The organism is Corynebacterium sp. 22-2729, assembly GCF_053479475.1.
Genome location: NZ_JBRBCA010000003.1, coordinates 116,783 through 139,090, shown reverse-complemented (window position 1 = coordinate 139,090; position 22,308 = coordinate 116,783). Strand labels below are relative to the sequence as shown.

General features: G+C 60.2%; 18 protein-coding genes, 2 tRNA genes and 1 pseudogene. 11 read left to right on the top strand and 10 right to left on the bottom strand.

Annotated elements, in window-relative coordinates; genetic code table 11:
- Positions 1-112: 112 nt before the first annotated feature.
- The 8 genes from kdpF (at position 113) to ACUY2T_RS03255 (ending at position 12,148) form a co-directional block, all read left to right on the top strand.
- A complete protein-coding gene (gene kdpF / locus ACUY2T_RS03290) occupies positions 113-205 on the top strand; it encodes a K(+)-transporting ATPase subunit F (RefSeq protein WP_034992682.1) in 93 nt (30 codons plus the stop codon).
- Positions 202-1,854 carry a potassium-transporting ATPase subunit KdpA gene (gene kdpA, locus ACUY2T_RS03285; protein WP_448307560.1) on the top strand — a complete coding sequence of 551 codons (1,653 nt, stop codon included), beginning with the start codon at positions 202-204 and terminating at the stop codon, positions 1,852-1,854. Before kdpF ends, kdpA begins: the two co-directional genes overlap by 4 nt.
- Positions 1,851-4,064 carry a potassium-transporting ATPase subunit KdpB gene (gene kdpB / locus ACUY2T_RS03280; RefSeq protein WP_448307559.1) on the top strand — a complete coding sequence of 738 codons (2,214 nt, stop codon included), beginning with the start codon at positions 1,851-1,853 and terminating at the stop codon, positions 4,062-4,064. The genes kdpA and kdpB overlap by 4 nt, the downstream gene beginning before the upstream one ends.
- Before the next feature lie 52 nt (positions 4,065-4,116).
- The gene (kdpC, locus tag ACUY2T_RS03275; protein WP_448307558.1) at positions 4,117-4,710 is read left to right on the top strand and encodes a K(+)-transporting ATPase subunit C; all 594 of its coding nucleotides are present in this window, start codon (positions 4,117-4,119) and stop codon (positions 4,708-4,710) included.
- Between the two features lie 126 nt (positions 4,711-4,836).
- Entirely contained in the window at positions 4,837-7,518 is a 2,682-nt protein-coding gene (locus ACUY2T_RS03270; RefSeq protein WP_448307557.1) for a DUF4118 domain-containing protein, read from the top strand.
- Positions 7,515-8,207 carry a response regulator gene (locus ACUY2T_RS03265; RefSeq protein ID WP_448307556.1) on the top strand — a complete coding sequence of 231 codons (693 nt, stop codon included), beginning with the start codon at positions 7,515-7,517 and terminating at the stop codon, positions 8,205-8,207. The genes ACUY2T_RS03270 and ACUY2T_RS03265 overlap by 4 nt, the downstream gene beginning before the upstream one ends.
- Positions 8,208-8,311: 104 nt before the next feature.
- A complete protein-coding gene (locus tag ACUY2T_RS03260) occupies positions 8,312-10,879 on the top strand; it encodes an esterase-like activity of phytase family protein (RefSeq protein ID WP_448307555.1) in 2,568 nt (855 codons plus the stop codon).
- 675 nt (positions 10,880-11,554) lie between these two features.
- Positions 11,555-12,148 (top strand): Type 1 glutamine amidotransferase-like domain-containing protein, encoded by a 594-nt coding sequence (locus ACUY2T_RS03255; RefSeq protein WP_034975217.1) that lies wholly within the window; start codon positions 11,555-11,557, stop codon positions 12,146-12,148.
- 203 nt (positions 12,149-12,351) lie between these two features.
- Here the strand turns inward: ACUY2T_RS03255 and ACUY2T_RS03250 are convergent.
- Positions 12,352-12,493: pseudogene (locus tag ACUY2T_RS03250) on the bottom strand (NAD(P)(+) transhydrogenase (Re/Si-specific) subunit beta); the annotation flags it as partial.
- 87 nt (positions 12,494-12,580) lie between these two features.
- Between ACUY2T_RS03250 and ACUY2T_RS03245 the strand changes: the two are divergent.
- The gene (locus ACUY2T_RS03245; RefSeq protein ID WP_448307554.1) at positions 12,581-13,432 is read left to right on the top strand and encodes a hypothetical protein; all 852 of its coding nucleotides are present in this window, start codon (positions 12,581-12,583) and stop codon (positions 13,430-13,432) included.
- 24 nt (positions 13,433-13,456) lie between these two features.
- A complete protein-coding gene (locus tag ACUY2T_RS03240) occupies positions 13,457-14,200 on the top strand; it encodes a hypothetical protein (RefSeq protein ID WP_448307553.1) in 744 nt (247 codons plus the stop codon).
- On the opposite strand, the gene ACUY2T_RS03235 is transcribed toward ACUY2T_RS03240, so the two are convergent.
- The 8 genes from ACUY2T_RS03235 to ACUY2T_RS03200 form a co-directional block, all read right to left on the bottom strand.
- Positions 14,197-14,631 (bottom strand): LURP-one-related family protein, encoded by a 435-nt coding sequence (locus ACUY2T_RS03235; protein ID WP_448307606.1) that lies wholly within the window; start codon positions 14,629-14,631, stop codon positions 14,197-14,199. The two genes, ACUY2T_RS03240 and ACUY2T_RS03235, sit on opposite strands and share 4 nt — an antisense overlap.
- 45 nt (positions 14,632-14,676) lie before the next feature.
- Complete coding sequence (locus tag ACUY2T_RS03230; RefSeq protein WP_448307552.1) at positions 14,677-14,823, bottom strand: hypothetical protein; 147 nt, start codon at positions 14,821-14,823, stop codon at positions 14,677-14,679.
- A gap of 6 nt (positions 14,824-14,829) precedes the next feature.
- Positions 14,830-14,902: transfer RNA gene (locus ACUY2T_RS03225), tRNA-Glu, on the bottom strand.
- Position 14,903: 1 nt separating this feature from the next.
- Positions 14,904-14,975 (bottom strand) — tRNA-Gln (locus ACUY2T_RS03220).
- Positions 14,976-15,215: 240 nt separating this feature from the next.
- Entirely contained in the window at positions 15,216-16,718 is a 1,503-nt protein-coding gene (gene gltX / locus ACUY2T_RS03215; RefSeq protein ID WP_448307551.1) for a glutamate--tRNA ligase, read from the bottom strand.
- A 180-nt stretch (positions 16,719-16,898) separates the two neighbouring features.
- Positions 16,899-17,954, bottom strand: a complete 1,056-nt coding sequence (locus ACUY2T_RS03210) for an alpha/beta hydrolase family esterase (RefSeq protein ID WP_448307550.1) — start codon at positions 17,952-17,954, stop codon at positions 16,899-16,901.
- 157 nt (positions 17,955-18,111) lie between these two features.
- Positions 18,112-19,155, bottom strand: a complete 1,044-nt coding sequence (locus ACUY2T_RS03205) for an alpha/beta hydrolase family esterase (protein ID WP_448307549.1) — start codon at positions 19,153-19,155, stop codon at positions 18,112-18,114.
- Positions 19,156-19,264: 109 nt separating this feature from the next.
- Positions 19,265-20,074 (bottom strand): TIM barrel protein, encoded by an 810-nt coding sequence (locus ACUY2T_RS03200; protein WP_448307548.1) that lies wholly within the window; start codon positions 20,072-20,074, stop codon positions 19,265-19,267.
- Between the two features lie 162 nt (positions 20,075-20,236).
- Between ACUY2T_RS03200 and ACUY2T_RS03195 the strand changes: the two genes are divergently transcribed.
- Complete coding sequence (locus ACUY2T_RS03195; RefSeq protein WP_448307547.1) at positions 20,237-21,379, top strand: isochorismate synthase; 1,143 nt, start codon at positions 20,237-20,239, stop codon at positions 21,377-21,379.
- Between the two features lie 24 nt (positions 21,380-21,403).
- On the opposite strand, the gene ACUY2T_RS03190 is transcribed toward ACUY2T_RS03195, so the two are convergent.
- Positions 21,404-22,216, bottom strand: a complete 813-nt coding sequence (locus ACUY2T_RS03190) for a fumarylacetoacetate hydrolase family protein (protein WP_448307546.1) — start codon at positions 22,214-22,216, stop codon at positions 21,404-21,406.
- Positions 22,217-22,308: the final 92 nt, after the last annotated feature.

The following is a 22,308-nucleotide window of genomic DNA, read 5'->3' as shown; positions in this document are numbered from 1 at the left end:
TGGGGTGACAACGGTGTTGTTATATTCCCATGCTTTTTGACTTTGTAATGGTTGCAGTAACCTGCGCGCTGTTCGGCGCAATGGGTGCCGCCTTGAAGGCGGTGGATAAGCTATGAGCTGGGAACTGATCGTCGGTGGGGTCCTGGGGATCCTTGCCATCATCTACCTTTTGGTTGCCCTGTTGAACCCGGAGAAGTTCTCATGAGTGGCAGCATCACAGGGTGGATCCCTGTCATCACGGTCATTATTGCCCTCGCAGCGTTCTACGTGCCGCTGGGCAACTACATGGCCACCACGTTCACTGCTCAGAAGCACAATGGCTTCGAGCGTGGCTTCTACCGACTCATCGGTGTAAACCCCGACGGCCAACAGAAGTGGACTCGCTACTGTGCAAGCCTGCTGGCGTTCTCCGCTATCAGCGTCGTGTTCGTCTACCTGCTGCAGCGCGTGCAGCAGTGGCTTCCCCTGAACCACGGTAAGGAACCCGTGCACTGGGACCAGGCGTGGAACACCGCTGTGTCCTTCACGACTAACACCAACTGGCAGTCTTACTCCGGTGAGGAAGCCATGACCATCCTCACCCAGATGGCTGGCCTGGCTGTACAGAACTTCGTTTCCGCCGCGGTGGGCATTACCGTGGCCATCGCACTGATCCGTGGCCTGGCCAACCGCATGGGCAACGGCCAGATCGGCAACTTCTGGGTGGATCTGACCCGTGCTGTGTTCCGCATCCTGCTGCCGATGGCAATCATCGGTGCGATCCTGCTGATCTCCCAGGGTGCGATCCAGAACTTCCACGCCCCGACCACCGTCGAGACGATTACGGGTGGCCAGCAGACCATCCCGGGCGGTGCAGTGGCATCGCAGGAGGTCATTAAGGAGCTGGGCACCAACGGTGGTGGCTACTTCAACGCCAACTCCGCCCACCCGTTCGAGAACCCGAATGCATGGACCAACATGCTGGAGATCTTCCTCATCCTGGTGATCCCGGTCAGCCTGACCCGCACCTTCGGCAAGATGGTGGGCGATACCCGCCAGGGCTGGGCCGTTCTGGCAGCCATGGCTGTGCTGTACTTCTCCTCCCTGGCAGTAGTTATGTCCAGCGAGACCTCCCTGGCCGCATTCCAGGGTGGCGGTATGGAGGGTAAGGAGTACCGCCTGGGCGTGCTGCCTTCCTCCTTCTTCGCGGTCACCACCACGATGACGTCCACGGGCGCGGTGGACTCCTTCCACTCGAGTTACCACCCACTCGCGGGCGGCATGCTGATCCTCGACATGATGCTGGGCGAAATCTCCCCCGGCGGCGTCGGCACCGGCCTCTACGGCATGCTCATGATCGCCCTGCTCAGCGTGTTCGTCGCCGGCCTGATGGTTGGCCGTACCCCGGAGTATCTGGGCAAGCGCATCGGCGTTTCCGAGATCACCAAGGTGAGCCTGTACATCCTGGTTATGCCAACGTTGGTGCTGGCAGGCGTAGGTATTTCCGCCATGCTGCCAGACACCCGCGAGTCGGTTTCTGCCGATGGACCGCACGGCTTTAGCGACATTGTGTACGCCTACACATCGGCCTCCAACAACAACGGTTCCGCATTCGCCGGCTTCGGTGCCGATACCCCGTGGTTCAACATCACCCTGGGTCTGTGCATGTTGCTGGGACGCTTCCTGCCGATCGTGATGGCTCTGGCCTTGGCAGGAGACTTCGCTAAGCAAAAGCCGGCTGCTGAAAACGCCGGTACCCTACCCACCCACCGCCCGCAGTTCGTGGGAGTGATGGTCGGCATCGCCATCATCGTTGGTGCCCTGACCTTCCTGCCCACCCTGGTTCTCGGCCCGTTGACGGAGGCCCTGTCATGACAACCCTCAATGCCCCTTCCCGCTCCACCGCGAAGCGTGCCTCGGCTCCAGCCAAGCACAACAAGAAGAACGAAGGTGCGTTCTCCGCAGCCCAGCTAAAGCAGGCTCTGCCGCTGGCGCTGAAGAAGATGGACCCGCGCCTGCTGTACAAGACTCCAGTGATGTTCCTGGTAGAAGTCGGCGCGCTTTTCACCCTCATTTTGGCGATCGCACACCCCTCACTGTTTACCTGGTCAATCACAGTGTGGCTGTGGCTGACCGTGTTGTTCGCCACTCTCGCCGAAGCCGTTGCCGAAGGCCGCGGTAAGGCACAGGCGGACGCCCTTCGTTCCACTCGCACCCAATCCAATGCGCTCAAGTTCGGCGGTTCCGACGTCAACGACCCCCATCTGGCTCGCGCACTGGAGGACTCCGGTGCAGGCATTAAGGACGTCAGCGAGGAAGTCTCCAGCGAGTCCCTCTTGCCAGGCGATATTGTTCTGGTGAGCGCAGGTAACGTGATCCCTGCCGACGGCGACGTCATTATGGGCGCCGCCAGCGTCGACGAGTCCGCTGTTACCGGCGAATCCGCACCCGTTATCCGTGAATCCGGCGGTGACCGCTCCGCCGTGACCGGTGGTACCCGCGTGCTCTCCGATGCCATCGCTATCCGCGTCACCAGCAAGCCGGGCGAGTCCTTTATGGATCGCATGATCGGCCTCGTCGAAGGCGCAGAGCGCAAGAAGACTCCGAACGAACTGGCTCTGGGCACACTGCTGATCGTGCTGACCATCATCTTCATGATCGTGGTTCTGGCGCTTGCTCCTATGGCTGCTTTCAACGGCGCGGAACAGTCCCCGGTGGTGCTGGTTGCCCTGCTTGTCTGCCTCATCCCCACCACCATCGGTGCGCTGCTATCCGCCATCGGCATCGCAGGTATGGACCGCCTGGTGCAGCACAATGTGCTGGCCATGTCCGGCCGAGCCGTCGAGGCAGCCGGTGACGTTGCCACCCTGCTGTTGGATAAGACCGGCACCATCACCATCGGTGACCGCCAAGCCAGCGAGTTCGTGGCCATGGAAGGCATCGACCAGAAAGAGCTCGTCTACGCCTGCCAGCTGTCGTCGCTGGCGGACGAAACTCCGGAAGGCCGCTCCATCGTGCAGCTCGCCGAGCAGCAGTCTGGATTCGTCATTCCCGAGGAAACCTTCCGCGAGGCCGAGTTCATCCCCTTCACCGCTCAGACCCGCATGAGTGGCATTCAGCTACCCGCTGGCGCTGGGGAGCACACAGAATGGTCCGCCCGCAGCAATGCCACGAGCCGCAAGATCGTTAAGGGTGCTGCGTCCGAGGTTGCCAAGCTCGTCACCAACCTGGGCGGTGACGTCCCGCCTTCCATCACCGACGTCGTCAACGACATCTCCAACAGTGGTGGCACCGCGCTCGTTGTCGCTGAAATCGCCCTAAACTCCCAGGGCGAGGATCTCACCGGCCGAGTTTTGGGCGTCATTCACCTGAAAGACGTAGTAAAGCCCGGCATGACCGAGCGCTTCGAGCAGCTACGCAAGATGGGCATTCGCACTGTCATGGTCACCGGCGATAATGCACTGACCGCGAAGGCCATCGCTGCCGAGGCCGGTGTGGACGACGTGCTGGCGGAAGCCACCCCGGAGCAGAAACTAGAGCTGATCCGCAAGGAACAAGCTAAAGGTCGCCTGGTTGCTATGACCGGCGACGGCACTAACGACGCTCCTGCCCTGGCTCAAGCCGACGTGGGCGTGGCCATGAACACCGGCACCACCGCCGCCAAGGAGGCCGGCAACATGGTGGACCTGGATTCCGACCCGACGAAACTGATCGACGTGGTGGCCATCGGCAAGCAGCTGCTGATTACCCGTGGTGCGCTGACCACCTTCAGTATCGCCAACGATATTGCGAAATACTTCGCCATCATCCCGGCGATGTTTGTGGTTGCCTTCCCTGGCTTGTCCGCGCTGAACGTCATGCGTCTGCACTCCCCCGAGTCCGCGATCCTGTCCGCCGTGATCTTCAACGCGCTGGTGATTATCGCGCTGATCCCGCTGGCCTTGAAGGGCGTGAAGTATCGCGCGGGTTCCGCAGCCTCCCTGCTCTCGCGAAACCTGACCATCTTCGGCCTCGGTGGTGTGATCGTGCCGTTCATCGGCATCAAGATCATCGACCTGATTATCTCCGGAGTCTTCGGACTCTAACCCTGCGGGTCTGCTTTTGCCGGCCCCTTTTGAAAGGAAACACAGTAATCCCATGGCACGCGCAACATCTAGCAATGGCCTGCGTCTGGCCTCTACAACAGTGCGCACTTTCTTCCTGCTCACGCTGATCCTGGGCATCGTTTACCCTGCGTTCATGGTGGGTGTGGGGCGGATTATGCCCGCCAAGGCGGACGGTTCGATGATCACCAATGCGTCAGGCCAGCCCGCCGGTTCCACCCTTATCGCTCAGGAAGTCACCAAGCCGGGCTTCTTCTTCCCGCGCCCTTCTGCTGCGGGAGACAATGGTTATGACGCCATGGCGTCCTCCGCGACCAACCTCTCCCCCTATAGCAAGGAGTACCAGGAGGCTATCGCTGAAAAGCGAGACGAAATCGCCCAGCGCGAAGGAGTCTCGCCTGAGGAGGTTCCGGTGGACGCCGTGACCTCTTCCGGTTCTGGCCTAGACCCGCACATCTCTACTGCCTACGCCAAGCTACAGACTCCGCGCGTAGCGAAGGAACGCGGCCTGGACCAGCAGAAGGTAGAACAGCTTGTCAATGACGCTACCGAGGGCAACTACACCGGAAGCGCCGACGGAGCACCGGTTAATGTGGTGAAGCTCAACAAGGCACTCAGCGAGCAGTAGCGCTGGGAAAAGTCCCAGCGTGGTCTGCCTGGCGGTGTAAAAAGTAATTAACGCTGGGAGACGTGGCGTCACCCACATATGCACCGCGAACAGGGTGCAGCAGGAAAGCAAGGAGCACAAGCAACGATGACAAAGCGTGGCACGCTGAAGGTCTACCTCGGCTTCGCCCCTGGCGTGGGCAAGACGTGTGCCATGCTCAACGAAGCGCACGACCTGTATGACCGCGGGCGCGACGTACTGGTTGGCATCGTGGAGGACCACGGGCGCGAACGTACCCGTAAGCTCACTGAGGGACTGCCGACGTTGCCCCGCAAAACGGTTCCGCACCGGGGTGGCAATTACTCGGAACTGGACCTTGAAGCGGCGCTGGAAGCGCACCCGGAGATCATCCTTGTCGACGAGCTGGCGCACACCGTGGTGGGTGAGCAAGCCGCGGACAGTAGCCGCACTGCCGAAACGGCAAAGCGCTGGCACGATGTGTACGCGCTGCTGGATGCCGGCATCGACGTCATCTCCACTATGAACATCCAGCACCTGGAGTCGCTCAACGACGTGGTCTCTGCTGTCACCGGTACGCGCCAGCTTGAGACGGTGCCGGATCAGGTGCTGCGTGACGCCGACGAGATCGAGCTGGTGGACCTCTCCCCCGACGCGCTGCGTATCCGCCTCGCCCGCGGTGAGGTCTACCGCCAACAGCAGGCGGAAACTGCGCTGAATAACTACTTCCGGGTCGGCAACCTCACGGCGCTCCGCGAACTGAGTCTGCTGTGGCTGGCGGACAAGGTCGACGAGGGACTGGAAAAGTACCGCGAAGACAAGAAGATCAAGGAAAACTGGCCCACCCGCGAGCGCGTGGTGGTGGCTGTACAGGGCGATGAGGTTTCCGAGGCGCTGATCCGCCGCGGGGCGCGCATCACCGGGCGCGTGGCAGGTCGCGAGATGCTGGTGGTTTATGTCTCCGGCGCAGACGAAGCGCTGGGGGCCGATCTGCCCCAGCGGCTGCGGCGGTTGCAGGAGCTCACCGAATCCCTCGACGGCCAGTGGCGGGTGATCGAGGGCGATGACGTGGCGGATACGCTGCTGGAGTTCGCCCGCACGGTCAATGCCTCGCAGTTGGTGATTGGTCTGGGCACGCGAATGAGCCGCCTGTTCAGCTCGACCAGCCACAAGATCATCGACGGTTCCGGGCGTATCGATGTGCACATCGTGTCCACGTCCAGCGCGTCTACTAAGTCTGCCGATGCCAAAAAACCCAGGCTCTTTAGCCTGTCGCGAGCGCGCAAGTCGGGTCTGGATACCTCGAAGCAGCTCAGCCCGGCGCGCCGTTTACTCGGTTGGCTGTTAGCGATAGCAGGGCCTGTGCTGCTGACTTTCGCCATGCTGCCCTTCGACCGCGAAGACGGTGCCTTGGGATCCATCCTGCTGGGCTACCTGACCATTGCGGTGTTCGCAGCTCTGGCTGGCGGGTTCGGTCCGGCGATCGTGGCGGTGATCATCGGCTCGGTGATGGCTAACTGGTTCTTTACCCACCCCTTCCACACGCTCACTGTCACGGAACCTGCCAACGTGGTGCAGATTATCCTGTTCTTTGTGATCTCCGCGGCTGTGGCCGTGGTGGTGGATATTGCGGAAAGGCGGCGCGCCATCGCCAATCGGCGCCTGGGGCAGGCCGTGGTGCTCTCCGATTTGGCCCGCGGTGCTCTGGACGAGGGCGACGATATCCGCAGCCTGCTGGAGCGCCTGCGCGAGACATTTAATCTGCGCCGCGTGGATCTGCAGCAATATTCGAAGGAACGCAAGAAGTGGTTCACGATGGAGACCACCGACCCCGGTGGTATCGGTGAACCGTGGAATAGTAAGAAGGCTCCGGCTCATGTTGGCGCGGGCGATGGCATGCGCTTCGTGCTCGGCGGCCGCGATCTCTCCCCTGCCGAAAGTGCGATGATCGAGGCGCACGGCGCCCGTATCACCGCCATCATTGACCGTGAGCAGATCGACGCAATGCGCCGAGCCACCGCCGCTTTGGAGGCCGGCAACCGGGTGGGCACCGCGCTGCTTACGGCCGTCTCGCACGACCTGCGCACTCCGCTGGCCGGTATCAAAGCCGCGGTCAGTGCTCTGAACATGGATGACATGCAGCTGGATGATGATTCCCGCGCTCTACTGCTGGACACCATCGAGACCAGTACCGACCGATTGGAAACCGTCATCGGCAACCTGCTGGATATGAGCCGTGTGAACTCCAATGCCGTCGCCGTGCACAATTCCCCGGTGCTCTACACCAATGTGGTCGAGGCCGTCCGCGCCGAACTGCCGGAGGCCACACAGCACATCGACTCTTTTATCGACGCCTCAGTCCCGCCGGTTTTGGGCGATGCAGGTTTGGTGCAGCGCATCATTGCAAACATTGTGATTAATGCCCGCACCTACGCTCCCCACTCTCGCATTGAACTGCGCGCTGAGGAGACCGCTGGCGCTGGTGGCACCGCTGGAACCGCTGGCGCTGATGGCACTGTGCAGTTGGCCATTATCGACCACGGTCCGGGATTCCCCTCGGAACACTTAAACGACATTTTCACCCCATTCCAGCGCCTCGGCGATCAAACTGCCAACACCAATGGCCTTGGGCTTGGCCTGGCAGTTGCGCGCGGGTTTGCCGAAGCCATGAACGGAACACTTGAAGCCCGAGAAACCCCAGGTGGAGGCGCCACACTGGTTCTATCCCTGCCGAAGGCAACGGGAGCCCTGGAGGACGGGGAGGCGCCTGGCGTCACAAAGAAAGAAGAAGGAGAACAGCTAGCCCCATGAGCGGCGAGAAAATTTTGATGGTAGAAGACGACGTCGCCCTGGCAAACGCGGTGCTCGTCACCCTGCGGGCGCGTGGCTACGACGTACAGGTAGCCACGACCGCGACGGCGGCGATTCAAAAGGCCTCGAAGTGGCACCCGCAGGCAGTGCTGCTAGACCTCGGGTTGCCGGACCTGAGTGGCCTGGAGGTCCTGCGCTCGCTGCGGAATTGGACGGATATTCCGGTGCTGGTGGTGTCCGCGCGCCACGACGAATCGGGCAAGATCAACGCGCTCGACGAGGGGGCGGACGACTACGTGACCAAACCTTTTTCCGTCGGCGAGTTGCTGGCACGCCTGCGGGCGGCGTTGCGCAGGGCGCCCGGCGAGAGCATCCCCGAGGAGCCGATGGTTGAGACCTCCGACGGGCGGGTGAAGTTTGATCTGCCTGAAAAGCGCGTCACAGTGGACGGTGAGGACGTGCACCTCACCCCGCGCGAATGGGGCATTGCCGAACACATGATCCGTCGCCGCGGGACGTTGGTTACGAAGGTGGAGTTGCTGCAGGCCGTGTGGGGTCAGGCGTACAAGAAAGAGACGAACTACCTACGGGTTTACATCTCCCAGCTGCGGCAGAAGTTGGAGGCCGACCCGGCGAACCCGCAGTACTTTACGACCGAGACGGGAATCGGCTACCGCTTGGTGCTGTGAGTTCACCTGAACGCCATGTTGTCTTAAACCTGCGGCAAAAACTACGTGGAAAAATCTGTTCGGTTATTCGTAATTTATAAGAACAGATAGGTGTAAGGCGCTCCATGCAACTCAACAGCGTTAAGTCCAACGGCAAGAAGTCTTTTAACTCGGCTGGTAAGCGAAAGATCGCAGGTATCTCGCTGGCTCTGGCGGTAGTTCCCTTCGGTGGGGTTCCCGCAGCTAACGCGACGGTCGGCTCGCAGACCGTGGTCGGCTCTACCCTGGGATCCTCCAGCTTCGGCTCCTCGGCTGGATCTTCTGCGGGGTCTACTGTCGGCTCATCCCTACCTGGTTCCAGCGCACCCGGTTCCAGCGGCCTTGCTGGCTCCTTGCAGCCGGGCAACCCAGGTAACCCAGGCACCCCGGACGCACAGTCCACTTTCGAGCGCACCGCGACTTTCCCTGTGTACGAAAACCGCCCTGACGGCGAAGACAAGTCCACACCGACCGTTGCCGAGATCTCCACTGTGTCGAAGGACGGCAAGACGCTGATCCACACCGACGCACTGGCGCAGCGCATCGGGTTCATTGACATCAGCAACCCGAATGCACCAAAGGGTCTCGGCACCCTGGACCTCAAGGCACAGGGCCACGCCAAGGACGAGCCGACCTCCGTAGCTGTGTACGGCGACTACCTGCTGGTGGTTATCGACGAGACGGGCGGGGACTTCGCCAACCCGAAGGGCCGCGTAGACATCGTGCGCATCTCCGACCGCACCCGTGTTTCCTCCATTGATTTGAAGGGACAGCCTGACTCCATCGCTATCTCCCCCGCTGGCGCATCCGGTACTCCCAAGGCTGCTATTGCCATGGAGAACCAGCGCAATGAAGAGCTCAATGACGGCAACCTTCCGCAGCTGCCTACCGGCTTTGTGCAGACCATTGACCTATCCGGCGAGCCAAAGGGTTGGAAGGCCACCCCGATTCGCTTCGAGGACGAAAGCGGCCAACTGCTGGACATCGTGAAGAAGGCCGGACTGGATACCCCAGAGGATCTGGAACCGGAGTACGTCAGCATCAACGGGAAGAACCAGCTGGCCGTCACGTTGCAAGAAAACAACGGTGTGGCCATCATCGACCTTGAGACTAACCGCATCACTAACGTGTTCAGCGCAGGCAACGCCGAGGTTAAGGGTGTGGACACGCAGTCCGACAAGATCATCAACCCCACCGATACCCTGCCAGAGACTCCGCGCGAGCCGGATGCCATCTCGTGGATCGACGATAACCACGTGGCCACGGCCAACGAGGGCGATTGGAAGGGCGGCACCCGCGGCTGGACCGTCTTCGACACGAACGGCAAGATCACCTGGGATGCCGGAAACTCCGTGGAGAACCTGGCCATCCGCCACGGCCTGCACAACAACAAGCGCGCCAAGAAGAAGGGCGTGGAGATCGAAGGTATCGCCACGGCCAAGATGAATGGCACCACTTATGCGTTCGTCGGCTCCGAACGCTCCAACTTCGTTACCGTGTACAACGTCAACGATCCGGCGAACCCGCAGTTCGTGCAGATGCTGTTCACCACCAACGGTCCCGAGGGCATCCTGCCAATCCCGGAGCGCAACATGCTCGCTGTATCCAGTGAGGTGGACGAGCCGGAAAACGGTGTGCGCAGCGCAGTGACGCTGTACCGCCTGGGTGGCAAGGAATCTCAGCCTTCCATTGTGTCTGCCGATGAGGGCGACGCGCCGATCGGCTGGGGCGCACTGGGTGCTCTGGCCGCCGATCCGAAGGACGCCAACCGCCTGTACGCAGCCTCCGATTCCGCATTCGCCAACGGCTGGGTGTACACCATCGACACCTCCAAGCAGCCCGCCGTGATTACCGAGCGCCGCGCTGTGAAGCGCGACGGTGCTCCGGCCGAGGGCCTGGACATCGAGGGCATTTCCGTAGCCGCCGACGGTGGCTTCTGGCTGGCGTCCGAGGGCAAGAACGGCAAGGGCAACCGACTATTCCACACCGATAAGGACCTCAACATCACCTCTACCGTCGAACTGCCTTCCGACGTTGCTGAGCACATCGGCAAGTGGGGGCTAGAGGGCGTCACTTCCGCCAAGGACGCCAACGGCGTGGAACAGCTATTCGTCGCCGTACAGCGACCGCTGTGGAAGGACCCGGAGGCGAAGAAGCTCGAGGCGGCAGAGGGCGAGAACACCACGCGCATCGGCAAGTACGACACGAAGACCAAGACGTGGCAGTGGTTCGGCTACGAGCTGGAAAAGCCCGCTGGCAAGGGCGACTGGATGGGTCTGTCGGAGATCACCGCGCTGGATGACAAGCACCTGCTGGTGATCGAGCGTGACAAGCTGAACGGCCCGGATGCGAAGGTCAAGCGCGTAATGAAGGTGACGTTGCCCGAGGGCGGCGAGAGTCTTGGTCAGGATGCTGGCCAGGGCGCGGGTGCGGGCAAGGCTCAGGGCGCGAATGGTGGCACGCTGCCGATGGTGAAGAAGGAGCTGGCCGTGGACGTGCTGCCGAGGCTGCGCGCGACGAACGGCTGGACGCAGGAGAAGCTAGAAGGCTTCACCATCGCGGCGGATGGCCAGATGTACGCGGTGACGGATAATGACGCGCTGGAGGATGCCACTGGCGAGACCGTCTTCCTACGCCTGGGCAAGGTGAATTAAACAGCCGTACGCTGTCGGGATAGTCGGTACTGGGCTATCCCAACAGCCTGGCACTAATCCGCTTTTCTACCTGTATAAACCGTCAGGAGGAAGAGTCCAAGCGTTCCTAGAGCCGCAAGTTCCGAGAATCTGGACCAGTCCATTTGCTCATCCCACCCTATGAAACTTCTGAATGCAACGTACGCAACCAGAAATAGGATCCCAACAACCCACTTGAACAAGAACTTTCTTACAGATTCCAACTTTGATCCTTTGTTTCTTTATACGTGCATCCGACGACTTACCAGCTTCCCTTGCATTGCCAACCCCAGTAGGCAAGCAATGCAGCCACGGCGGCAGCATTTCCAAATCTACCGTGCGAACTCCGTGAAACTTACTAGAACCCACCCCTTCTTGACACCCCTTTTCATTTAAAAGTGTTACGATTACCTCTTGATTACCTCTTTCTGAGAGTACAAATAAACCGCTTTACCAGCTTGAAGGCTTCACCATCGCGGCGGATGGCCAGATGTACGCGGTGACGGATAATGACGCGCTGGAGGATGCCACCGGCGAGACCGTCTTCCTACGCCTGGGCAAGGTGAAGTAACAGGCGGGCAGCGGTGCCAACTGGGCAGGCCGGGGCTTGCAGTACAGTCCTAACGCAGCGAAGCGTGAGGATCTAGGCTGAAACCCATGAACCTACTTCTCGCTTCGTATCTACATCCCAACATTGGCGACTATTTGTCCGGCAGAGTTCTTTACATCGACGATGCCGCTTCCACAATGCGGCAGGCTCCATTCGCACAGGAAGAGCTCAATGCCATCAAGGACGTCGCCGACGCGGTGGTTCCCATCACGGTAGCTGAGACAAGCCCCGCCGCTTTCCACAATGAACTGGACGCCGCGGACTGCATCTACGTGGCCGGAGGCGAATCTTTCCGCCTGCTCTACGGATTGAAGTCCACTGGGGCTGACGAATTGCTGGTTGACGCTGTTCGGAGCGGAAAACCCTATGCGGGGAGTTCGGCAGGCGCAATTATTGCTGGCCCCTCCGTCGAACCGGCGTCTGTGATGGACGACCCGACTGTGGCTCCGCAGCTCACGGATTGCTCGGGCCTCAATCTCACGGAGTTTGTCATTGTCCCCCACGCCCAGGGCACGACTGGCCCGTACCCCATCGAGGTCATCAGCCAAACAGTGGAAAAGTACGGCAAGGATTGGAAACTGGTACTGCTCCGCGATGGGCAAGCGCTGCATGTCAGTAGCCGCGGTTCAATGCTGATTTAGAGCCACAGCTTCCAGGCGGATCCCGCCTGTTGTCCGGGCGAATCCCGCCTGCTATTCCAGGCGAATGTCCCAAATCTTCGAGTTATTGAAAGTAGCGGGTGTGCAGCTAATTTTGGCAACGCGCTGACCTGCAGAAACAGAATAGTTATATTCTAAGACGTGGAATTTGGGACATCCCCCCTTTCCCGGGCAGAGCTCTGGCAGGCCCCAGGCGGACCCCGGCTCTTCGGCGATTGGGTTGACGGTGTCGTTCGCGCCGATGACCAGCACCACGTCGATGTCCCCGAAGTCGTCATCTACCTCGTCGAGTTCAAGGACAATGCCATAAGGCACCTTGGCCTCGGCTCTGTGGAGGCGGCGCCAATTAAAGCCATTCAGAGTTACCGAAATAAAGCCATGCGAGGCTTTAAAAACTTGCGTAGTCTCACTGCCATGTTCGGACTATTTGGCAAGAAGAACAAAAACAACACCACCCCACCACAAGAATCAGCCGCTCAGCAGCCAGCAGCGCAGGAAGCTGCTGGTCAGCAGCCAACAGCGCAGCAGCCAGGAGCTCAGCACGACCACTTGAAATTCGACGGTAACGCGACCTTAACCGCCCCGAATGGAGAGCTTGTGTACGACATCATCTCCCCTGCCCCGAAGGATGCCAGCAACTACTCATACGCAAAGGAGATCCTGCCAGGCGTCTACCGCTTCCTCGCCACCGTAGATTCCGGTTTCAAGCCACTCTCCGACGCTGATCTTCCGCAGGACTTCGACCTTGACGTGCCAGTTCTGGGCGACGCGACCTTCCCGGGCATGGACATGCCCGGGAGCAACCACACCTTTTTGTCAGCGGCTTCTACGGCCACCACACGTAAGTCTCTCGAAACGTTGAAGATTGCAAGCGCTGGCGATGTCTTCTTCCAGGTTAAGTCCGACTTCCCATTCGGGGCGACGCTCGCCATCACGTTCGATCGCTTCCTGCAGATCACCAAGATTCCTGACCATGGCCACGGACACATGGTCTCCATGCCCGGTGGCAGCACGGTTCTGGTTCACCCTGTGGTACCGAACCAGCCGGCGGACAACATTATGCAACAGATGACCCAGACCCGCCACGAGCTGCGCCAACACCCAGTGAACGTCTCTCCGCTGACGTTCTGGGTGCACGATAACCACTGGGATGTGCTCACCACTAAGGATGGCGTATCCCTCTTCCTGCCAGAGAGCTTCCCCGTGCAGCGCAATGCTGACGGCGCGCCGGTGACATCCCGCGGCGATTCCGGTACGCGGGCTTAAAGCAGGATTAAAGGATCGGTGACCATGCTGCGAATCACGACTGAGCCCGACGGCACGCCCACCCTCACCAACGCCAACGGCGCGGAGGTCTACGCCTTCATCACGCCATTGCCACAGGATGCGTCGAAGGTTACCTACGCCAAGCCCTCCCCGATTCCGAATGTCCATCGCATGTTGGCAACGCTGGAGGGCGGACACTTCAACCCGATCGAGGATAAGGATCTCCCCGACCGCTTCGACATGGATGCCAAGCCAACATCGGAGTTGTTCTTCCCCGGGGTTGATGCAACTAATGGGTCCATGCCGTTGTTCTTCATGGCGCTATCCAACACGATCCACAAGTCGCTGAACGAGTTGCACCGTGTTACGTCGGCAACGCAGTATGACATGCAACTGCTGGAGTTCGATTTCCCCTTCGCAGCCGCATGGATCTGCGCATTCCCAACCATGGTGGACATGCTGGGTTTGCCCGATCACGGCCATGGTCACGTAGCGTCTGTCGTCGGCGGGCGCACGATCCTCATCCATGCGATCCGCCCGGACAACACCGCGGATGACATCATGGCGCTCGCCGCGGCTACGGAGCAGTACTACCCCATGCAGGTCGGCAAGGTTTCTCCGCAGGTCTACTGGGTTCAGGGGACGAAGTGGCGCTCGCTGGCGCTGAAGGAAGGGCGCGGCATCTTCTTGCCGGAGGATTTCCCCGTGAAGCGTAATGCCGACGGCGCGCCACTTATGTCCGACGGCAGGGCGGGCATTCGCGTTTAGCTCTCTCGCATCTTCTTCCGGCGCATATCCAGTGCAAAAGCGATACCAAGGACAGCGGCATGCAGGTTCTCGTCGAGTCCCGGTTCGAAGGCGACGCAGTATGTCGTCTTGCCCATCAGCGCCTTGCCTATACCGGGAAACTCCGCGTCCACCCACGCGATGGTGCTTCCCTGGCTCGTCAGCTCGAAGTTGAGCTGGAAGATCTCACCGTTGATCTCCATTTGCGGATATCCGGCGATATCCACGTCGTATTTAGCGCCGATCCACGAAAGACGCCTCGCAATGTGCGCGAGCTCTGAGTGTTCGCCGGACTCAGGGTCGGTTCGGTGCACGGCGTACCTGTCGAAGAAGAAATTCACCGGGTCCTCGATCGTAAGCACAGGCGTGCCTGTGGCATCGAAGACCTCTACCCCGCGCGAAGCTTTGAACAGATCGCCCAGCTTCCAGGTTTGGTGTGCACTGCCAAGCTGTACGCCCTACGGATCGGTGATGGTGAACTCATCCTGGCCGATCGCCTGGTATTGGGAGATAATCAACTCATTCGACGTCAGCATGCCGCCAACGATAGCGAAAACCTCCAGCCCACTTCTGTAGTGAAGCCGACCGGAGGTCGTCGTATTCAATATTTGTACCCCGTACGGGATTTGAACCCGTGTTACCGGCGTGAGAGGCCGGCGTCCTAGGCCGCTAGACGAACGGGGCGCTGGCCTACCAGGACTCGAACCTAGAATGACGGTACCAGAAACCGTAGTGTTGCCAATTACACCATAGGCCATCGTTTGTCGAACAAAACTCGCACGTCACACGCCCTTTGAATGCAGAGCATTTAACGCAGCGAACCTCGTTCGCAACGAGGAATACTATAACCAGAACAGTGAATTACAAGCAAATCAGCTGCTCAGCGCAACTTTTCCGGCAGTGACCGACCGCGTTTCGGCGACAACCGACCCCTCCTGGCGGCAGCCCACCCGCTTTCGGTTCCAGCCAGCCACTTCCCCGCCGCGCGGGTAACCGCCTACTGCTGCGAGGACACAAACGGGGTCTGTTCGCGGGCGGATCGCAGGCGCGCCAGCGTGGACTCCTTACCCAAAAGCTCCATGGACTCAAACAGCGGCGGAGACACAGCCGCGCCACTGATGGCCACGCGCAGGGCACCATAGGCCTTACGCGGCTTCAGCTCCATCTCCTCGATCAACTTCGACTGCAGAGCCTTCTCAATGACGTCAGTCTTAAACTCCCCGTCCGCGATGGCCTCCAGCTGCGCGATGGCAACCTCGAGAACCTCCACCGCGTCCTCCTTCAGGTTCTTCTTCGCAGCCTTCTCATCCAGGGACAAATCGGCGTCAGAAGTAATGAGGAAGCGCAGCAGACCGTCGGCGTCCGAAAGAGTCTTGATGCGCGTCTGCACCAGCTCCGCGGCGAACGCGAACTTGTCCGCAGGATAATCCGCGGGGAAGTCCTTGCGCTCCTCCAGGTAGGCGCGCAGGCGCTGGGTGAAGTCGCCGAGCTCCAGCAGGCGAATGTGGTCGGCGTTGATAGCCTCCAGCTTCTTCTGGTCGAAGCGTGCCGGGTTGGGCTTCACGTCCGCCACGTCGAAGTTGTCGATGAGCTGCTGCATCGTGAAGATATCCTCGTCCGCAGATAGCGACCAGCCCAGCAGCGACAGGTAGTTCAGCATGCCCTCGGGGATGATGCCGTTGTCGCGGTGGTTAAACAGGTTCGACTCCGGGTCGCGCTTCGAAAGCTTCTTGTTGCCTTCGCCCATCACGAACGGCAGGTGGCCGAATGTAGGTACTTGTTTAGCGACGCCTACTCGTACCAGAGCCTCGTACAGTGCGATCTGTCGTGGCGTGGACGGCAGCAGGTCTTCACCTCGCAGGACGTGCTTGATTTCCATCAGCGCATCATCCACCGGGTTCACAAGCGTGTACAGCGGCTGGCCATTGGAGCGGGCAACCACAAAGTCCGGGACGGTCTTGCCGTCGACGCTCATATCGCCGCGGACCAGGTCATGCCACTCGTAGATACGATCATCGGGCATCCGCAGGCGCCACACCGGCTCGCGGCCTTCGGCCTGGAACTGCGCGATCTGCTCTTCCGTGAGGTCGCGGTCGAAGTTATCGTATCCCAGCTGCGGGTCGCGACCTGCGGCCTTGTGGCGAGCTTGAACCTCCTCATTGGTGGAGTAGGCCGGGTAGACGTCGCCAGATTCCTTTAGCTTTTCTAGGACATCGGCGTAGATGTCCATGCGCTGGGACTGGCGATAAGGCTCATGCGGGCCGCCAACCTCGATGCCCTCATCCCAGCTGAGGTTCAGCCACTTTAGGGAGTCGATGATGGCCTGGTAGGACTCTTCGGAGTCTCGCTTCGCATCGGTGTCCTCGATGCGGAAGATGAGCTTGCCGCCAGTGTGGCGGGCATAAGCCCAGTTGAACAGTGCCGTGCGGACCATGCCGACGTGCGGGGTACCAGTCGGTGACGGGCAGAATCGAACGCGAACTTCGCTAACTTCACTCATGGTCTTTAACTGTACCTTTTCGCTTTCAGCGCTTCGCGTTCACTTAGTCGCCGCGCACGGAGGGAACTGAATCTGCTGGAAGCATAAAGAAACCCCCGCGGGTTAGGCGGGGGTTCAGCCACACACTGGATGCGGATCCATTAAGGAGCTAAAGGCCTAAAGGCCAAGAGGGCTTGAAGCCTAGAGGTGACGCTGGCGGGAAAGGAAGTGCCATGCAGCCTTTGGAGCGTCCGGGGCAAAAGCATTCCAGTTGTGGCCACCGGCATATGCACGCCACAGCACGGTGGAGGCACGGCAGCCGTCGTAGGTGAACCCAGCGGTCAATGCGTGAGCGCGCACCCCATGGAGCGTACGCATGTTGCAAGAGTTACGGCGCGCCGCGTTGTCGAAGGCAGCGCGAGCACCGTAGTAGTGCATGCCGTGGCGGACACCCCCGCCGTAGCGGACCACGTCATCGTGTGCGCCGTGGATCAGCATGGTCGGTACGTTCCGCCCCGAGCAGTCATTCATGGTGGCGTCATAGTAAGCACCAGAAACTGATACGACACCGGCGACCAGATCGGGAGCCTGGCAGGCCAAGTTCATTGCCATACCGCCGCCGTTGGACATGCCGGCTGCATACACGCGATGAGTGTCAACGTTGTAGCGCTTGGACAGGGAGCGCACCATCTCACGAACAAAGGCAACGTCTTCGCCACGGCGGGTCTTGGAGTACGGCGCACCCTCCCAGGCGTTGTCGATTCCCTGCGGGTGAACGATGATCGCGTTTTTGCCTGCAATGGCATTCAAGCGAGACTGGCTCTTAGTCGCAGCAGCGTTAACCCCTAGGCCACCGAACATGAACAGGATTGGCTTCTTGCGGTTCGCCGAGTTTGCAGGGACGTCGACGATCGCGGTGCGGGTCTTTCCCTTGACATTGAAGGTCTGGTATTTATTCGCCGGACGTGGGGAGAGCGAGCCTGCGAGGCCACTGAAACCGGCAGAAAGGCTGCCGATGAGGTTCGGGGCGGCACTAGCCTGGGGCGTTGCAGTTTCCGTACCGGCGACTGTGTCCAAAGCTGGACCTGCAAGGGTGCCCATGCCGAGGCCAAGGGCTACCGCCAGGGAGAGAGTGGCCTTGCGGAAGCGACTGGAGCGACGGGGCACCGGGTTGAGTGAGCCGGATCCACCGTGGGTCGCTGCAGTTGAGTGGGTTTTACTGTGGGTTGTTGCGGAGCTAGTCAGACTCGAACGCATGTAGTTGAAAAGCACCGTTCAAACATACACGTTGATCCGAAAAATCAGAAAGTTTTACTTACAAAACACTTAAGGTGGGTGTACCCCATGTTAAACAAATCAAAAGTTGACTACTTGTGTGACCCATGCGAGGCGTTTCGGGGGTACCAATCCCCCCCTAGCCAGCGGCTCGCGGCAACGCTTTGTTCTGACGCGCAAGGAAGTTCCACGCCTCGTTTGCAACATCTGGCGCAAAGTGCCAGTTGTGCCCCTGGTCATTAATGCGCCAGAAGACAGCTTCATCCCGGCAGCCAGGGTAACCAAACTGGGTAACATTGCTGGGCTTCTGCTCCACTACCGGCTGCGGAGCGCACCCATTGCGCATCGCTCGCGAGTGAATCAGCCTTGGCGCCGGAAGATACGGAGCATTGTGCAGCATCCCACCGTCGTAGTGGGTCAGCTCATCCTGCTGCCCATGAATCATGAACGTCGGCACCGACCCTGGCGCACACCCCTCGTTCACCGGGTTATAGAAAGCTCCAGACACGCTCACCACACCCGCAACCAGGTCGGGCGCCTGGCAAGCCAGGTTCATCACGAACCCACCACCGTTGGACATGCCCGCAGCGTAGATGCGGTTGCGGTCGATATTGAATTTCGTGCCCAGCTCATGGACGATCTGCCGTACAAAATCCACATCCTGGCCACGCTTCGTGGTGGCGTAGGGCGCGCCTTCCCAAGCATTGTTTACTCCGCGTGGGTACACGACAATCGCCTCATTGGCCGCTCCCGTGTTCGAGAAGCGCGAGTAGTTGCGATAATTCTCCGGCGTATCGTCGCGCCCTCCAAAACCAAAGAGAACCGGAACAGGTTTGGCCGGGTCATAGTTCGAGGTAACGCTCACGATCGCACTGCGGACACTGCCGTCAGGACGGGTGAACTCAATATTCTCTGGTCGCCCCGGTTGCGCCTTCTCCATTGTGGACGCCTTCTTTCCCGCCGGTGCAGGTGTAGGCGCAGGCTTAGGTGCCGGTGCAGGCGCGGGCTTAGGCGCTGGTGCTGGAGCGGGCGCAGGAGCAGGTTTGGGAGCTGGCGCCGACTGAGCCTGCGCCACACTCCCTCCCCCGACAAGCATGGCAGCAAGCATCGTCACGGCCATTGCGATGGAAATGGCCACGAGCACAACAAACCGCGCAGTTTTCACACTTTTAACAGAAGTCACATGAGTCACAAGAGTAACAGTAGGGGCAATGGGCTCTCCATCACTCTCGTGACACGCCGATTCTCTTATAACTTCATCAGGTTCCCACTACACACTGCCTTGCCGCGCACTAAACGTGCTCGAGGACGACCTCACCCTCATAGCCAGCTTCACGCAGCGCATTGACCCACTCGCCTAGCGGGGTATCCCCACTCCCCGGCACACCGCGACCTGGGAAGTCCGCGATTTGAATATGCTCCGGCCACAATTCATACCCCGGCCCACGGTCGGCAAGCCAAGTCCAGTCCTCACCGTTAGCGGCCAGGTGGTAGGCGTCAAGAAGCAGGCGACCACCTGCAGCAACGAGGGGCGCTGCCTCCTTAATACTGGTGACAGGATAGTTCTCAATTCCACTAAGCGGCTCGATAAGCGCGATACCACCGAATCTAGCCAGGCGCTTCGCCACCGCCGCGAAGGCCCGCACCTGACGGCGTTGCAACACGCGTCCGCCACGCCCCACAAGCACATTAAAACGACGCACACCTGTGAGACGGTGCAGATACTCAATCACATTGAGGTGCTCGATAAGCTCCTCGGTAATAGCGGAGTCACCCTCATCTTCAGGATCCTCCGAACCGACTAAGTGCAGCACTCCCCGATCGCCGGCGGCCAGGTCACCGGCCCACAGGTTCAAAGCGACAAGCTGGCGCGGATCCTCCTGGCGCCCCTTGGCTAACGCTTCCACGAGCTGGCGCATCTGCTGCTCAGAAGGGTGCGGCGTATCCCATGGCCACCACAGTTCCACCTTGTCGAAGGGAGAATTCGCGACAGCCTCAAGAGCCTCGGCACCGCTGTGTGCCCCAAGAGAGTAGTTCATTGCCGTGGCAAACTCGACAGACTGTGCATCCGATGTCGACTGTGCACTTGATTCTGTATTCATAAGCACCATCATTTCATGCGAGTGGTCCAATCCAGAATTCACAAAAGCACTGCTGGCACCCCACGGTGCTCCACATGCAACGACAAACTTACCCCTCCACCCCGTAGCGCCGACCCCATACCGAGGCGGCCTGCCAAAACCACAAGCAGTAAAATGGCAGCCATGACCCACGAGCAGCGACCGGCAACCGCCCCGGATTTCCTGCTTTCCCGACCAGATCGCAGTATCCGCACCCAGGGGCGTAAAGCGACCTTCCCGGATCCTTTTGAAGCATCCACAGCGCTCCGAAACAAGGATGCAGACTTGATTGTGGGCGCCTTCCCCTTCGACACTTCCCTCCGTGCAGCGCTCATGGAGCCGGAGACCGTCACCCGTGCCGAAGGCCCGCTAGAGCCACCCGCGTTCTTCCGCGGCAAGGATGCCGCCCGCCACCTCACCGTGGAATCCGTGGAGCCACAGACCACCACAGAGGAACACACTGCGATGGTCGCCGCCGCCGTCGCCACAATCCAGCAGTCGCGGTTGGAGAAGGTAGTCCTTGCCCGTGCCGTGGATATCACCTTCGCTGAGACTGTCGACCCGCTGCTTATTGCAGCCCGGCTAATCGACTTATCCGCTTACCGTGATGGCTTCGCCGTGGATCTTTCTGCCACCGGCCGTGACGAGTACCAGGGCGCGATGTTCGTCGGCAGTTCCCCGGAGATGCTAATCCGCCGCGAAGGCCAAGAAGTCCGGGCCTTCCCCATGGCCGGTTCCGCGCCGCGCACCGGAAACTTCTCTGTTGATGACGCCACAGCGCGCGAACTCGCGAATTCCACCAAGGATTTACGCGAGCACCGCTTCGTGGTGGAGCATTATCGCCGTGTGTTGGAACCATTGTGCGAAAAGCTGGACATCCCGGATACTCCCGAGATTCATGAGACTAACGAGATGATCCACCTGGGAACCCAGATCACGGGCACCCTGCGGGATGACGAGTATTCTGCACTGGATTTGGCGCTGATGCTGCACCCCACCCCGGCAATCGGTGGCACGCCGACCGATGATGCATTGGGGGTTATTGCGCAGGAGAAGTCCCCACGCGAGTTCTACTCCGGTGCGGTGGGCTGGTGCGATTCCAGCGGCGATGGGGAGTTTATGGTCTCTATCCGCTGTGCCATCGTGGAGGACAACACTGCACGTGCCTGGGCTGGCGGAGGCATCGTCGTGGACTCGGATCCGATGAAGGAGGCGGAGGAGACGTCCGCGAAGCTGCAAACAGCGCTGCGGGCACTTAATGTGCCTGCAGCGCTGCGGAAGATCTAGCGCGAAGCCGGAAGTTTCGCGGGCTTATTTGCCGTAAGCCTGCACCGGGTTAGCCAGCTTGCCTAGCCCCGGGATTTCCACCTCAATGCGGTCGCCCGGAACCATCTCTGCGGTGCCGGCGGGCGAGCCAGTGCAAATCACATCGCCCGGCAGCAGCGTAAAGGCAGACGAGACCCACTCAACGATCTCCGGGATGGACTTGATCATCTGGTTGGAGTTGGAATCCTGCTTGGTTTCCGTCTTGCCATCGTGCGTGAGGTGCGCCTTGATCGGCTGGTTATCAATGTCGATGCTGTCTACCGCAGTCTCGATCCATGGACCCAGCGGGCAGAAAGAATCGAGGCCCTTTGCGCGAGCCCACTGACCATCCTGGAACTGCAGATCGCGGGATGAAACATCGTTGACGATGGTGAATCCCAGCACTACGTCTTTCCAATTGTTTCGGTTTACGTCCTTGCACGGGCGGCCGATGACGATCGCCAGTTCGCCTTCGAACTCCACGCGCGTGGCCCATTCCGGAATGCGGATTGGAGCCTCCGGACCCACGACGGCTGTCGGCGGCTTGAGGAAGATAGTCGGCGGCAGGTGTTCCGCACTCTTCTCGAAGACTTCCTTGACGTGGTCAGCGTAGTTTCGCCCGACGGCAACGATTTTCGATGGCAGGATCGGAGCCAGTAGCCGGACCTCTTCGATGGGCCACGATTTTCCGGTGAATTCTGGCTGGCCGAACGGGTGGCCGGCGATCTCGCGGCAGGTGGCGCCGGTTCCATCCGGCTGCCCCCCTTCGACGATCGCAAACGCCATGCCCTCGGGGTGTGCAATTCGAGCAATTCGCATGTTTTCATACCCTACTCCACCTGGCCTGGGCTCTCTCGTTTCGCCCCTCCTCTTGTGCCCACTATTCACCTATTAACCGTGAGTTCGTTTCT

What these genes read in the sequence shown, in the direction of transcription:
- ACUY2T_RS03260 (WP_448307555.1), top strand. Translation starts at nt 8,312, where the DNA reads ATGCAACTCAACAGCGTTAAGTCCAACGGCAAGAAGTCTTTTAACTCG.
- ACUY2T_RS03200 (WP_448307548.1), bottom strand. Translation starts at nt 20,074, where the DNA reads ATGAATACAGAATCAAGTGCACAGTCGACATCGGATGCACAGTCTGTC.
- ACUY2T_RS03190 (WP_448307546.1), bottom strand. Translation starts at nt 22,216, where the DNA reads ATGCGAATTGCTCGAATTGCACACCCCGAGGGCATGGCGTTTGCGATC.
- ACUY2T_RS03270 (WP_448307557.1), top strand. Translation starts at nt 4,837, where the DNA reads ATGACAAAGCGTGGCACGCTGAAGGTCTACCTCGGCTTCGCCCCTGGC.
- ACUY2T_RS03255 (WP_034975217.1), top strand. Translation starts at nt 11,555, where the DNA reads ATGAACCTACTTCTCGCTTCGTATCTACATCCCAACATTGGCGACTAT.
- kdpA (WP_448307560.1), top strand. Translation starts at nt 202, where the DNA reads ATGAGTGGCAGCATCACAGGGTGGATCCCTGTCATCACGGTCATTATT.
- kdpB (WP_448307559.1), top strand. Translation starts at nt 1,851, where the DNA reads ATGACAACCCTCAATGCCCCTTCCCGCTCCACCGCGAAGCGTGCCTCG.
- ACUY2T_RS03265 (WP_448307556.1), top strand. Translation starts at nt 7,515, where the DNA reads ATGAGCGGCGAGAAAATTTTGATGGTAGAAGACGACGTCGCCCTGGCA.
- ACUY2T_RS03195 (WP_448307547.1), top strand. Translation starts at nt 20,237, where the DNA reads ATGACCCACGAGCAGCGACCGGCAACCGCCCCGGATTTCCTGCTTTCC.
- kdpF (WP_034992682.1), top strand. Translation starts at nt 113, where the DNA reads ATGAGCTGGGAACTGATCGTCGGTGGGGTCCTGGGGATCCTTGCCATC.
- gltX (WP_448307551.1), bottom strand. Translation starts at nt 16,718, where the DNA reads ATGAGTGAAGTTAGCGAAGTTCGCGTTCGATTCTGCCCGTCACCGACT.
- ACUY2T_RS03240 (WP_448307553.1), top strand. Translation starts at nt 13,457, where the DNA reads ATGCTGCGAATCACGACTGAGCCCGACGGCACGCCCACCCTCACCAAC.
- ACUY2T_RS03210 (WP_448307550.1), bottom strand. Translation starts at nt 17,954, where the DNA reads ATGCGTTCGAGTCTGACTAGCTCCGCAACAACCCACAGTAAAACCCAC.
- kdpC (WP_448307558.1), top strand. Translation starts at nt 4,117, where the DNA reads ATGGCACGCGCAACATCTAGCAATGGCCTGCGTCTGGCCTCTACAACA.
- ACUY2T_RS03245 (WP_448307554.1), top strand. Translation starts at nt 12,581, where the DNA reads ATGTTCGGACTATTTGGCAAGAAGAACAAAAACAACACCACCCCACCA.